The 15,192-nt window shown below is 39.6% G+C and carries 7 protein-coding genes; all 7 read left to right on the top strand.

Annotation, left to right across the window (positions count from 1 at the left end):
* Positions 1 to 129 precede the first annotated feature (129 nt).
* Positions 130 to 3,372, top strand: coding sequence for a SusC/RagA family TonB-linked outer membrane protein (locus BLS33_RS08115; protein ID WP_089887257.1), 3,243 nt, complete (start codon positions 130 to 132; stop codon positions 3,370 to 3,372).
* A 10-nt stretch (positions 3,373 to 3,382) separates the two neighbouring features.
* Complete coding sequence (locus BLS33_RS08110; RefSeq protein ID WP_089887254.1) at positions 3,383 to 5,116, top strand: SusD/RagB family nutrient-binding outer membrane lipoprotein; 1,734 nt, start codon at positions 3,383 to 3,385, stop codon at positions 5,114 to 5,116.
* 489 nt (positions 5,117 to 5,605) lie between these two features.
* Positions 5,606 to 8,965, top strand: a complete 3,360-nt coding sequence (locus BLS33_RS08105; RefSeq protein ID WP_218129546.1) for a SusC/RagA family TonB-linked outer membrane protein — start codon at positions 5,606 to 5,608, stop codon at positions 8,963 to 8,965.
* 21 nt (positions 8,966 to 8,986) lie between these two features.
* Entirely contained in the window at positions 8,987 to 10,675 is a 1,689-nt protein-coding gene (locus tag BLS33_RS08100; RefSeq protein WP_089887252.1) for a SusD/RagB family nutrient-binding outer membrane lipoprotein, read from the top strand.
* A 260-nt stretch (positions 10,676 to 10,935) separates the two neighbouring features.
* The gene (locus BLS33_RS08095; RefSeq protein WP_143017587.1) at positions 10,936 to 12,084 is read left to right on the top strand and encodes a hypothetical protein; all 1,149 of its coding nucleotides are present in this window, start codon (positions 10,936 to 10,938) and stop codon (positions 12,082 to 12,084) included.
* 15 nt (positions 12,085 to 12,099) lie between these two features.
* Entirely contained in the window at positions 12,100 to 12,801 is a 702-nt protein-coding gene (locus tag BLS33_RS08090; RefSeq protein WP_089887247.1) for a formylglycine-generating enzyme family protein, read from the top strand.
* A 31-nt stretch (positions 12,802 to 12,832) separates the two neighbouring features.
* Positions 12,833 to 15,163: a hypothetical protein gene (locus tag BLS33_RS08085; RefSeq protein WP_089888136.1), complete on the top strand. Its 2,331-nt coding sequence runs from the start codon at positions 12,833 to 12,835 to the stop codon at positions 15,161 to 15,163.
* The last annotated feature ends 29 nt before the right edge of the window (positions 15,164 to 15,192 follow it).

The raw sequence follows: 15,192 nt of genomic DNA, 5'->3' as shown, positions 1-15,192 counted from the left end.
AAAGCCTTAAAAAAGATAAAATATCATAAATATCTAATATAATATCGTGTATTTTAAGAAAATATTTGGAATATGTTTGTAGGGTAAAATTGTACGGAATTCTAACACTTAATTATTTATTTCAGTAATATGAAAAAGAAATATTTACAATTATTAACGCTAATGTTAATAGTAATGTGCACCAGCAGCGCTTTGGCGCAAGTAAATGTCACAGGCGTTGTGCTTGACGATTTACAGGAACCGCTCCCGGGAGCGAACATCATTATTAAGGGTACCTCTAAGGGCGTTGTATCTGATTTTGATGGAAATTTTGCCATAGAGGTACCGAGTAAAGAATCTATTCTTGTTTTTTCCTATATAGGAATGGAGACAAAAGAAATCGTTGTCGGCAATAGCACTTCTCTGACCGTGGCTATGGATCTTTCCGCTCAGCAAATGGACGAAGTTGTTGTGACCGCTCTTGGTATGAAAAGAGAAAAAAAGGCTTTGGGCTATTCCGTAGCGGTAGTAGAAGCTGAAGCATTAAATCAGCAGCCCAATACGAATGTATTGAGCGGGCTTTCCGGTAAAATGTCTGGTGTACAAATAAACGAAATGGGGGGTGACATTAATGCTAAAATGAATGTGATTATTAGAGGTCAGACCTCTCTGACCAGCAACAACGAGCCTCTGCTCGTTATTGATGGTTCTCCTGTGGGCAATACCGACGCGATGGCTGATATAAGCTCTTTGGATGTAGCCAGTATTTCGGTGCTAAAAGGCGCGAGCGCTGCTGCCCTGTATGGTTCAAGAGCTGGTAACGGGGTAATTCTTATCACGACTAAGTCTGGTGAGGGTGCAAAAAAGGGTATCGGCGTTTCATTCACACAGAGTACTACGCTTAGTGTACCCTATAATTATTTTGAACTGCAAAATGAGTTCACCACTGGCCAAAAGGGTCAGTTTAACGAATCATCTTGGCAGTATTGGTATGGCGCAAGAGCAGGTGTTGAAGCAGTGCAATGGAATACCGATGGGCAAGCCCGACCTTTGGTAATGTATGGTAATAGTTTACAAGATTTCTTTAAAACAGGGCTAACGACACAGACTGATGCCAGTGTAAGTGGAAATTATGACCGTGGCAGTTTTAATCTGTCCATTAACCACATGAAAAGTGAAGGAATTACGCCTGGAATGGAGTTGAAAAGACTTGGATTTTCGTTGGCGACAAGCTATAAGATAACTGACAAGGTAAAACTTACTACCAATATTACTATTTCTAAACCTACATCAGATAATTTACCATTAACGAACAACGGAAGTGATGATATATATATGGATATTTTCGCTAACCCACCGCATGTGAATATTAATGACCTTAAAGATTATTGGGAAGTAGAGGGTTCGCAACAAAGAAGAGCTGGAGCTCTTCCTAATAATCCTTGGTTCTCTGCCTATGAAAGAGACAGAACCTTAGATCAAATCCGTGGCTTTGGTAATATTCGATTAGATATTGATCTTTTGCCTGGGCTAACTGCCATGGGACGCGTATCTTATAGTGCTAATAATGAGAAGATTGAATCAATTTATCCTTGGTCCTATGACGGATTTGGTAGTTCTGCCGTAAAACCATTTGGGGCATACGAACAAACGAAGCTCGATGAAAGAGAGGCCAATGTAGATTTCCTATTCTCTTATGATAAAAAAGTGGGGGACTTTAGAATTACCCCTTCTGTTGGTGGAAACTATTTGAATAGCAGAAATACAAGCCTTTATGGAGGTGGTGATGTTCTTACATTACCGGGCTTATATACCCTGTCCAATGTAGCCCGGCCAGGTCTTGGTTATAACTCAGGCGTATTCGAAAAGGAAATTTACAGTCTGTACGGCTTGGCGTCCCTAAGTTTCCGGGAAATGATTTACTTAGATTTGACCGCACGTAACGATTGGTCGAGTACACTGCCAAAAGAAAATAGATCTTATTTCTATCCATCGGCCTCGCTAAGTATTTTAGTTTCAGAAATGACTCAGATGCCGAGTTGGGTATCCTTGGTCAAACTGAGAACGGGTTGGGCAGAAGTTGGAAAGGATACCGATCCGTATACAATAAATCCAGTATTAGATCAAACTTTTTGGGGTAACTCCATTCAATACTCCGTACCAGGAAGTTTACCGAACACTGCGCTAAAGCCAGAAATAGCGACTTCTTATGAAGTTGGTGCCGACTTAGGTTTCTTTAATAATCGATTTGGATTCGAAGGAACTTGGTACAGAACACAAAATAGGAACCAAATTATTGGGGTAACAACATCGCCAATGTCTGGTTTCAGTAGTGCAACAATCAATGCGGGAAATGTTCAAAACACTGGAATAGAATTGGCTTTGAACACGGTGCCTGTGCGAACAGCAAATTTAGAATGGAATTTGGGTGTTAATTTTACCAAAGAGGAAAGTAGATTAGTAGAATTAGTAGAAGGTATTGATAGAATTGGTGTAGGTAATGCGGGAAGCTTGACACAACAGACCTTTGTTGGCGGTGTTATTGGCGACCTTTATTCAACCAGCGTGTTAAGAGTCGAATCAGGCGAATACGAGGGCTGGCCCATACTTAATAATAATGGAGGGTTGACATTTCAAAAAGACAACGCACTTAAACCAAAGGTGGGCAAGAGCACGAATGACTTTACCATGGGATTCAACACTTCTGTAAAGTACAAGAATTTCACATTGGCAGCTAATATTGATTGGCGACAAGGTGGTAATTTCTACTCCGAAACCATGAAAAGAACAGCACGTTCGGGTTGGGTTGACAAATGGCAAGGTGATGCCGGAACTTTTAGTGGGGTTTTGGGTTCTAATTCTTTTAACGGCGATAGAACCGCGCTTGCGAACGAAATTAAGTCGAACCCTGCCGTATATCAAGCCGATAATGTTTGGGTGGGAGGTAGAGATGCCCAAACTGGTGGTTTCGAGTACAATGGATTTAACAATGGCTCATTCTGGCCTGGGGTAGTAGATAATGGCGATGGTACTTATACCGAGAACTTTGGTGGTCCTGGAACCGTTTTGTTCGATGCTTATAAAGTAGTGGAACCGGGCGGTGGATTATGGGATGTAGGATCTTCCTTTATGTATGACCTCTCTTTTGTTAAGTTAAGGAATATTACGCTCACCTATGACATGCCCGAGAAGTTTGCCTCAAGAATTTCGGCACAAAGGGTTTCATTCTCTGTATTTACAAAGAATATTATGTTATGGAATGCCGCTGATATTGGCATAGATCCTGAACTTGCCTATTATCAAAATAACGGTTCTTACGATATAGGAAAAGAAAAATGGAACGCGCTCCCATGGGTTGCTCCCGTAGGATTTACAATTAATTTGACATTTTAAATAGATAAAAATGAAAAAGATATATAAAACTTTAAGATGGTCCGTACTATCAATGAGTATGCTTACCGTGTTCTCTTGTAGTAAATCTCTGGACGAGACCAATGTTAGCTCCAATACGCTTCCAGAAGATAAGATAGACATTAGTTTTGTTCTTACTGATATACTAACTTCTACAGCTAAAAATGAAGCTGAAACCAATTACAAAGCGAGAGAGGTAAGTGCTGGTAGTCAATACCTTCAACGCGATAATGTTGACTTCTATAGTTTCTATTTTGTATGGGACACTAAAAATTTTAATTCTTTCTATCCCATCTTAACCAATAGCAAATATATTTATGACCGTGCGGAAACGGAGAAAGAAGGTGATGAAAAACAGTTCTATCAGGCGGTATCCCTTATTATGAAGTCGTACACTTATGGTTTTTTGACTTCAACATTTGGTGATATCCCATACTCGGAAGCTATAAATGGCGAAGAGAGAGGTGATGCCTTTGTACCGAAATACGATGCGCAAGAAGATATTTTTGTGGGCATACTGTCAGACCTTAGAACAGCGAATGATATGCTAAAAGGTGTTGGTACTATTGGTGCCGTGTCAAGTGCAGACGTGCTTTATCAAGGTGATGCCACCAAGTGGCGAAAGTTTGCCAATTCACTGCGTTTGAGGTTTTCCATGCGTTTATCGGAAAAGACACTTTCAGGATTGGATCCTTCGGCGGAGATAGCTGCTATTGCTGGCAATCCAACTGAAAACCCTATTATGACGGACGTTGCAGATAATGCTGCGGTTAAATGGATAGGTTCCGCTTCGGACAACAGCTTTCCAGGTGGGCCACTTTCGTATACTTTTCGATCAGAATTCTATCGAAGAAAACCTTCCGCTACTATTGTTAAAGATCTTATTGCGTTAAAAGACCCAAGATTAACTACTTGGATAAAACCGGTAGATGTTCAAATTTTTCCTGGCGCCACTGACGGTACAGAGTTGGTCGATGGCAGGGTAAGGCGATATACTACGGTAGATATTGCTGGTAGAAATTCGGATGCAGATTTGACTAATGATGTGAATACTTCGTTGTTCGTTGGACTTGGAGTTGCGCTTAGCGCACCCAATGATTATAACATGGGGAATACTGTAACCGATGTCCGTTCCGATATTACAGCATTGGATCCAGATATATATTTGGGAGATTCATCTAATCCACATATCTCTTATCTGAGTAATATATATTCCGAGAACGCAAATGAACTGGCTGCTGCTTTGTTTATGAGTAGTGAGGAAACCCAATTTATTTTAGCTGAAGCCAGCGAACGAGGTTGGATTGGTGGTAACGCTTTGGACTACTATACAAATGGAATTGAAAGATCTTTTGAACGTTGGCAAATTGTTGACGGTGCCAGCTCGGCAGTATACGATGAGGGCAGCAATTCTTTAGAGACTTTTGATAAGGCCGCTTATATTGCAAATGCCCAATCAATTTACACCAATGCAACAAATAAAATGGAACCTATAATACATCAAAAGTGGATTGCAGGGTGGTTAACCTCTGAGGCCTGGTTTGACTGGCGAAGAACAGGCTTGCCAGAATTGGAAAAGAATGTTATCGAAGGCGCAAACGGTCAAGATATACCTAAAAGACAAATCTTGTCGGATCCCTTTAATGAAGATAACCTAACGGAGGCGACTAGTCGATTGCAACCCGCAGTCAATGATCAATGGTCTTTAATGTGGTTATTGCAGTAGTTTAGAAAGTTTTCATTTAGTTTAGTTTTTCCAGGTCCGTATGTTCTCATATAGACCTGGATTTTTTATATCCTATTGATACACACTTCTTTTATAGTTCAGTTGAGAAATTTACCGGTAGAAAGATAGTCCGGTTTTGAGGTATGATTTTCTTAGACTTGGAAAAGGTTGGTGTTTCGAATGCGAATATTAATTAAAGGGGATAAGTGTTGTGGATTTTAAATATTTCATTATGTGGCATGGCTTTTCTTACTAAGAAGTGCTTTTTACAGTGTGATAATTACTTTTATAGTAAGTTTTTTCTTTATCGGATTCATGATCTATACTAATGCAATATTGACCTTACATTAAATATATATCCAAATAAAAGTCAAAATGGTCAAAATATCACATGAATATAATATGATACTATATGTTTTAACACAATTTTTAGAATAAATTTGTTTCATTATTAAAACTAAACTGAATATTTATTTTAATTGATTGACTATGAAAAAAAGAAACTTACAATGGTTGGCGTTTCTTTTGTTAGGCATGTTTTGCGGTATTGCACATGCACAACAAGAGGTTACAGGAGTCGTCAGCAGCGTTGATGGAGAATTGTTACCCGGGGTTTCGGTAGTGCTGAAAGGAACTATCACTGGGGTATCTACAGATTTTGATGGAAATTACAGCATTGAAGTACCTGGCAATGATGCCGTACTTGTGTTCTCTTATATAGGGATGACTACGCAAGAAGTGGTTGTGGGCAACCGGTCTACTATCGATGTTGCCTTGGCGGCGTCGGCAGAGACATTAGATGAAGTAGTTGTTACCGCCCTTGGTATTTCTAGGGAAAAGAAGTCACTTGGGTATTCGGTTGCTGAAGTTGATGGTGATGACATAACCACCGTAACCCAAGAGAATGCTCTAAATGCCTTAAACGGTAGAGTTTCAGGGGTTCAGATCAATTCAACAGGTGGTGCAGGTTCTACAGTAAGTGTAATACTTCGTGGTGCTTCGTCGTTGACTACCGACAACCAACCGTTATATGTTATTGATGGGGTGCCACTTTCAAGTGGTCTTACCAATATCGGTAGCATGGGTAGCGGTATTGCTGTCGATTATGGTGGCGGTATAGGCGATATAAACCCAGATGATATTGCGAATGTCTCTGTTTTAAAAGGACCTAGTGCAGCGGCATTATATGGTTCTAGAGGTGCCAATGGTGTAATCATGATAACTACAAAATCAGGTAAAAAAAGCAAAGGCTTAGGTATTTCATTTAGTTCTAGTAATGTATATGAAACACCTAATAAATTTTTTGAAAAGAGTAATCTTTTTGCAAACGGTAGTCGCCCAGATCCTACTACTTCTCAAATCGATGAGACTTCATCTGGGTGGGTAGGACCAGAATTGGATAAAGGTTTAAGTGCTATTCAATGGCCGTATACAGATGCAGAAATAGCAAGCGGTGTTGGGGTTGCCACACCCTTAACTTCTAGAGGTGCGAACAATGCTAAAAATTTCTTTGAATCTGCCTATACGTTGACCAACACAATCGCAGTAGAGAATAATACCGATCGAATGAACTATCGTATGTCGTATACCAATATGAGACACGAAGGTTTTATACCAAATTCTGATTTACACCGAAATAACTTTGGTATCAATAGCAGCTTTGATGTCAATAATAAATTGAAATTAACGGCAAGTTTAAAATACTCTATTTCAGGAGCAGATAACAGACCATCGACAACAGAAAGAAACGCAAATCCGTTACAGGCAGTATATGATATTAACCCACATATTGATATTCGCGATATGCGAGATTATTGGTTAGTAGAAGGTCAAACTCAGAATGCACCCTATAATTTCGGTGATAGTCCATCTGACTTTGAATATAACAACCCTTATTTCATGGCCTATGAAATAAATAATGGTTTTGAGAGAAAAAGACTGATGGGTAATATTCAAGCAGATTATAAATTTACCGATAAACTTTCTTTAATGGTACGTTATGCATATAATGATTCTCATGAAGAAAGGGAAACAAAAATATCGAGCGGTTTTAGTAGAGAAATAAATGGTGCCTATGGCTTACAAAACCTTAATGGTGTTGAAAGCAATGCTGATTTTTTACTATCATATACCGATAAATTGAGTGAAAATTTTGATTTTAATTTATCTGCTGGTGGTAACGTAAGAAATGTAAATAATAGTTTCGTATCCACCCAGACAAAAAATGGGGGTTCAGGTTTGATTATACCGAACTTATTCCTATTATCGAATATTGCAGCTGACAACATTGATTATAATGAAACACAATCAAAAAAGCGTGTAAATAGCTTGTATGCCTTAGGTAATATTAGCTATAAAGACATGGTGTATGTAGATGCCACCCTTAGAAACGATTGGTCGAGTACATTACCGGAAACCGAAAACAGTTTCTTATATCCTTCTATTTCTTCAAGTATTTTGGTGAACAATATATTTGACATGGGTAGCAATGTGTCTTTATTTAAGTTACGTGTTGGTTGGGCAGCGGCAGGTAATGATACCGGTCCACACAATTTGTATGCTATTTTAAGCAATTTGGGTGATTGGGGTACAGCATCTCAATTGGCTGTAAGCTCTGCATTAAAAAACGATGAAATTAAAGCAGAACTTAACACTTCAACAGAATATGGTGTTGATTTATCGCTTTTCAAGAATCGCTTGACTATGGATTTTACCTATTACGAGTCTGATAACGAAAATCAAATATTCCAAAAATCACTTCCGATATCTTCTGGTGCGACAAGTAAACTGTTTAACGCAGGTAACTTGAACAGTAAAGGTTTTGAAGCTAGTTTGGGGGGTGTATTGATAGATAGTGAAGATTTACGTTGGAATGTGAATTTGACGTACACTACGAATAAAACGATTATTACCGAATTAGCCGAAGGCACCGATTACGTAAACTTTTGGAGTCAAGCAAGAGGTGGTGCGTATACTTGGGTAGGTGAAGAAATTGGGCAGATTGTCGATGCAGACTTTGTACGCGTAGAAGATGAAAACTCACCTTATTTCGGATGGCCTTTATTAGATGATGAAGGTTGGGAGAATAGCGATAGAACATTATCTGACGAAGATGGCAATAGGGCTGCTGCGGTAATTGGAAACTATAACCCCGATTTTAAAGTAGGACTTCAAACTTCTATTCAGTATAAAAACTGGAATTTGTCAATGAACTTCGACTGGAGAAAAGGTGGACAGTTCGTTTCCCAAACACACCGATATGGCGAATCAGATTTACAAACCACAAGATGGCTGGATAAAGTTTATGATCTTAGCGATGTTGGTGACATTCCAACGTATATTAAAGAAAATGCAGATGTATTCTTGTCTCCAGATGGTGATTTCTACCCTTTAGTTGGTGGACCAACTGCTGAATATGGTGGATTTCCGGTGGATGGTTTGAATGATGGTGTGTTCTTGCCTGGGGTTATTGGTTCTTATGACGATGATGGCAACTTTGTAGCTGAACAAGAAAATATTGGCGGTCCCGGCACGCAATATCATACCTATGGTGATAACTATGCATGGGATTTTACGAGAGCAGCAACCTTTGATGCTGATTATGTGAAATTAAGACAGATTTCAATTGGGTATACGTTCTCTAATAAGATAGCTGAGAAATTAGCAATGCGGAATTTATCTCTTTCGTTGTTCAGTCGTAATATCATATTATGGACCAAAGCGGGTATCAACATTGATCCAGAATCTGCTTTCCAATATTCTCAAGGTAATCTATCACAAGGTGTTGAACGGTATAATATTCAGCCTTGGTCGATACCAGTAGGTATTAAATTAAACGCAAGTTTCTAATTAAAATAAAAAAATAAGGATATGAAATTAGTTAAAAACATAGCAATACTATTTCTATTTGTTCCATTGTTGACTATAGTTTCTTGCGATGATGGGCTTGTAGAAATAAATGAGAACCCAAATGGGGTAGAGTCCAGTGTGGTTGATCCCAATTTATTGATCAGTTCGGTAATGACCGGCTTAGCAACAAGTACAACAAGTAGAGGTTATTCTGGCGATACCGGAGCTGCATCGCAGTTTATACAGAAAGATTCTTGGTCAAACAATCGTTACGATTGGGAAACGGGTTCTATTTGGAATTCAAATTACGGATTGTTGCGCACCAATAAAGTAGCCTACGAGAGAGCAGTAGAACTTGGGTTACCTTTTCATGAAGGTGTTACTTTAATATTAAAATCAATGTTGTTCGGTAATTTGACCGATTATTATGGTGACATACCCTATTCCAATGCATTACTAGGTGCCAATTTTGAAGATGAACGACCGGTATATGATTCTCAAGAAACTGTTTATAAAGGCATTATTGCAGACTTAGAGGCGGCTTCAAGTCTTTTAGGTGCAGCAAATTATGAAGGTATAGTAGAGGATCAAGATGTATTTTACGGTGGCGACGCTTCAAAGTGGCAAAAATTAGCCAATTCTTTGGCCTTGCGTTACTATATGCGCTTATCTGAAAAATTACCTGCTTTCGCTCAAGCTGGCGTAACAAGTACACTTAATAAGCCATTAATTAGTGAAATCGATGATGAACTAGTGCTAAGTTATATTGGCGGTATTGATAGTCAATCTTGGCCAAGTAGTGGTCAGTTTGGATCGGCTTCTGATTTTTATAGAGTTAAGCCTTGTACAACCTTAACAGATAAGTTGAAAGAGCTAGACGACCCAAGAATTTCGATTTGGTTTGCGCCTGTAGTCACACCAACTAAAGTAGTACCTGCGGCAGAAGTACCCGGAGGTGGTGATATGGCTGAAGAAGATGGTATTCGTTATATCAACGAAGAAACTTTAGACGCTAATGATTATGCGATATACTCCCAAGCAACATATGCCGCCGATTTAGAGGCAGGTAAAAAACTAATAGACACCAGTAGTGTTTATGTTGGATTGCCTGTAGCCGTAAGTGCTGTCGACCCCTATGAGTACAACTTAAATTCAGAAGGTTCAAGAGGTGGTACAAATGCTTACGTGTCTAGAATGAATGAAGTTTTCAACCAGAAAGATGACGGTGGAAACCTTTTAAAAGCTAGATTGTTTTCTTATGCAGAATTATCTTTCTTAAAAGCGGAAGCGGCAATAAGAGGCTGGGGTTCTGATGCTGAAGGGAATTACTTGGAAGGTGTAAAGGCCTCCCTAGAGGTTTGGGGTCTTGGCGATACCTATTCTGATTATATTATGAATGCGGGAGTTGCTTTTGGCGGTACATTAGAACAGGTAATGGAGCAAAAGTGGATTGCTAATATGTTCAACGGAGATGAAGCTTATATGGATTGGAGAAGAACCGGGCTACCTAATTTAAGCGCAGGTCCTTTTGCAAGAGAAGATGTTATGCCATTAAGATTTATCTATCCAGATGATGAAATCAATACAAATACCGCCAATTATACTACTGCGGCATCTTCATTGGAAGGAACCGCATACAGTACGACTGATCCGAATGACAGCCCTTATGCTAGACCATGGATTGTGCAAGGCGTGGCTACCCCATGGTAGTGTTATACCTTTTTAAGAGAGTGAGTTTTATTGTTTTACATATCGTTATTTGAGTTAATTAGTTGTGAATTACCTGGGGAAACCCAGGTAATTTTCTTTGTAGCAAACACAAGTTTTAGTTACTCCTTTGGGAGTTCATGTATATTAGGCATTGCAAGAAGTGGTCAAGGAATAAAGTTTTAAATATGCATAATAAATTACGGCTTAGTTTAATATTCCTTTGTTTCGTATTTGTCACTTTACAGATATGGGCCCAAAAAGTGAATGAATTTCCAAGCAAAACCGATCCACTACATAAAAAAGTAGCCCTATTCGATAGATTGATGTTGGGTAATCATTGGAACGAAGGTGCCATTATGCAACATGTTATCTTTCCTCCAGCAGGTCTTGATAGGCCCATTGTCGGTTCTCAAGCTGACTGTTTAGATCCTACATCCGAAATGTTGGCTGCCTATTCCCATAAATACGCGCTTACAAAAGACAATAAAGATAGAGAAATAGCCAACCAGATTTTCGAGGCGATATTAAAATTGGAAAAAGTTACCGGGGTCAGTGGTCTCGTTGCACGTAGTTTTAATAAAACAGATGAACCTTTATGGCATGAAGAGGTAATGTGGTACCATGAGTGGCACGGATCTACATCAATGCCCGGGTACCGATGGCTGGGTGATTTAAGTGCGGATAAATTCACTTCAATTTTTTACGGCGTAGGAACCTTTTGGGAAATCTGTGCCGACGCCGAATACAAAAAAAAGGCCGCTGGTTTATTGGATCGTTTTATTGGGCGGGTTATAGACAATAATTTCAAACTTACCGATTTAGATGGCAAAATGACACTATGGGGTAATTTTTGTCCCGACCTTCCACACCAACAGCTCAATTCTTTAGAAATGTTGGCGGCACTCAAAGTGACCCATCGTATAACGGGTAAAGAACGTTTTAACGCTGCTTACCATATGCTTATTGACCGTTATCAGTATGATGATCATCAAATCAATTCTAAAATTCTATTTCCTGAAGAGTGGAGAAATGTCGGTGACGACTATCATGCCGCACGCTCGCTATATATGTTGATGCGGTATGAAGATGACCCCAATTTACTGAACAAGTACCGCATGAATTTGAACAGACATTGGTACGATTGGAAAGACATCGAGTTCACCTGGGAAAGTACAATCTGGTTTGTTATGGTTTATCAAGTACTCACGGATGAAGATATTATGACGGAGGATAAAAAGCAGGCTATTAAAGACATGTGGGGCTTCGAACGTCGTAAAAAGGAGTTCAATATTCCTCAGAAAGACGGAAGTTTTAAAAAAATAACATCAGAAGAAGAAGGTACGGCGGCGGCCATGATCCGTAACTATTGGTTCGGTAGATATTACGGCATTATAGATGAAAAATGGTAAATTGAAATCGTAAGAATGAAAATATTTTATACAGCGCTTATTATTTTAATTGGTACTTCGCCAAATTTTTCACAAGACTTGAATGAGCCGCCCGAAGGTATGGTTTTGGTTGCGGAAGGTGGGTTCATTATGGGCAGTAAGTATGGCGACCATGATGAGAAGCCCAAACAAATAGCATATACAAAAGCTTTTTTTATAGATAAGTATGAGATAAGCAATACGGAGTTTGCCAAATTTGATTCCAGTTTTAAATTTCCTGCCTCAAAAAAAGATAATGCGGCCATCGTTACGTGGTCTCAGGCCGATGCCTATGCCAAATGGGCCGGAAAGCGTTTGCCTACTGAAAAAGAGTGGGAAAAAGCAGCAAGGGGTATTGATGGCCGCGTATTTCCTTGGGGAAATACCTATGATAATACCTATGTTGTTTGGGACCAAAAAAGTACGAGGGGTACTTCAATTGCCAAACCCGCAAGTCCGTACGGTTGTTTTGATATGGCTGGGGGAGTTTGGGAGTGGACAGCCGATTGGTACAAACCCTATCCTGGCAATAAAACTCCTATGGAGCAATATGGGGAAAAGTATAAAGTAATGCGCGGGGGCTCTAATTTCAATAACCATTCGTTTATTCGTACCTCGCAGCGGTACTATTTGTTACCTGAAAAGATTAGTAATTACCCTGTAGGGTTTAGATGTGTATTGGATATTGAACAGAAGTAGCAACCGAGAATTCGAAATAAATAAAAAAGCAATGTCAAAAGTAATATTATTTTTACTGCTATTGGGCTTGAACTTCTCGTGTACGCATCAAGTGAACGATAGTTTAGATCTGTCTAAGGCAACAATTTTGGTTTCCAAGGAAATTAAAAGTCCCATGCATGAAACTGCAGGGAATGTGTTGGCAGAGGAAATAGAAAGACGTACGACCATTGAACTGGAGAAATCAAATGGCTGGGGCTCCAACACGACAATAGCCCTGGTCTTACAAGGTGAGGCCGATGTCTTTGGAGAAAAGGTACCTTATGCAAAAGATGCCGATAAAAAACACATAAAAAAGGAAGGCTATCGCATAGTTCATCAAAAAGATGGAAAAAAGGATATTTTATGGATTATTGGCGCGGACGCCCGAGGGGTGCTCTACGGCATTGGTAAACTGTTACGAATTGCTCAAATGGAATTGGGACACATTAAGATTGCCAATAACTTAGATATAACTTCAGCTCCCGAATATCCGTTGCGTGGACATCAATTTGGGTATCGCAATACGGCGAATTCGTGGGATGCTTGGACAGTCGAACAATTCGATCAACATTTTCGTGAACAAGTACTTTTTGGTGCCAATAGTTTTGAAAACATCCCTTTTCAAGAGTCTTCTTCCAGCGTTCATTTTAAAGTGAACCCACAAGAAATGGAAGTGCGTTTGAGTGAAATATGTGAAAAGTATGATGCCGATTATTGGGTGTGGACCCCCGCTCCGCATGATTTAAACGTCCCCAACGCACATCAAGAAGGTTTGAAAGAACAAGAGGCTTTCTATGCCCGATGCCCAAGATTGGATGGTGTGTTTGTTCCTGGGGGTGATCCGGGCGAAAATCATCCCTCCAAATTGATACCTTACCTCAAAGATTTGTCGGTAGTACTAAAAAAATATCATCCCGATGCAGGAATATGGGTATCCTTGCAGGGGTTCAATGAAGAGAAAGTGACTTATTTTTTCGACTATCTGAAAGCTAATAATCCAGATTGGCTTAAAGGGCTTGTTTACGGGCCAAGCAGTCCACCCATCGATTTAGAACGGGAACTTTTGCCTGAAAAGTATTTACACCGCTTTTATCCCGATATCACCCATACCGTACGGTGTCACTATCCTGTAGAGCGATGGGATCAGGCATTTGCATTGACCTTGGGGCGTGAACCATGTAATCCGCAACCGCTTCAATATACCAAGCTGTTTAATAAAGATATTGGTTATACGGATGGTTTTATTACCTATTCCGACGGTTCTCATGATGATGTAAATAAAGTGGTTTGGAGCCAATTGGGCTGGGATTCCAAACAAGATGTACACGATATTATTTTTGAATACTGCCAGTTTTTCTTCGGACCAAAAGTTGCTAAAAAATCCGTGGAAGGAATTTTTGCTTTGGAACAAAATTGGGTGGGCCCCGCTTTAGGTAATAAAGTTATAACAGAAACTTTGGCCCTTTGGCAAGAGATGGAAGCCCAACACCCGGAGTTGACCGATAATTGGAGGTGGCAACAATTGGTTATGCGAGCGTATTACGACGCTTATATCAAAGAAAGGCTTACCTATGAAAAGGGTCTCGAATCGAAAGCCTACGATATACTTGCGAATGCCGATACATTAGGGGCGGAGGAAGCTGTAAATGAGGCACGCGTTTATTTAGAAAAAGCCGATACCGAATTGGTCGCCCAAAATTTAAAACAGAAAGTTTTCGAATATGCCGAGGCTCTCTTTCACTCTATTGGGGCGCAGACAAGTGTGTCAAAATACCAGGCCAAAAGTGCGGAACGTGGTGCCATTCTAGATTTTATAGATTATCCCTTGAATAATAGGTGGTGGCTAGAAGATGAATTTGAAAAGGTCAAAAAGCTCTCTACCGAAAATGAAAAATTGGAGAGACTCGAATTTATTAGAACGTATGAGTTTCCTGGTGAAGGAAGTTTTTATGATAATATTTCGAGTGCAGATGCCAAACATGTGACCTCGGAAACAGATGATGCCATTGATTATTTATGGGAAAATGACGGAGTAAGCAGAAAACGGCTATCTACGCAGTTGTTTCAATTCACCCCTACGTTGTCATATGATGAACTTGATGCCGATGCAAATTATCTTATTCGTGTTTCAGGATATGGAGAGGCGCTTTTGCGGGCTAATGGTCAACGATTGAAGCCTACTAAATATGAAAAAGGATTTGAACAATTTAAGGAATTTCCACTTCCAAAAAACCTTATTCAAGATGGAAAATTAGAGATCACTTTTGATAAACCAGATGAAGAACATTTGAATTGGAGAAAACAATCACGGGTTACCGATGTGTGGATATTAAAACAATAGGGAGGGGGTTTTCTATTTTTGATCAAGCA

The sequence above is a fragment of the Kriegella aquimaris genome, assembly GCF_900103215.1.
Classification (GTDB): domain Bacteria; phylum Bacteroidota; class Bacteroidia; order Flavobacteriales; family Flavobacteriaceae; genus Kriegella; species Kriegella aquimaris.
The sequence above is the reverse complement of the archived record's forward strand: the minus strand, read 5'-3'. Positions and strand labels throughout refer to the sequence as shown.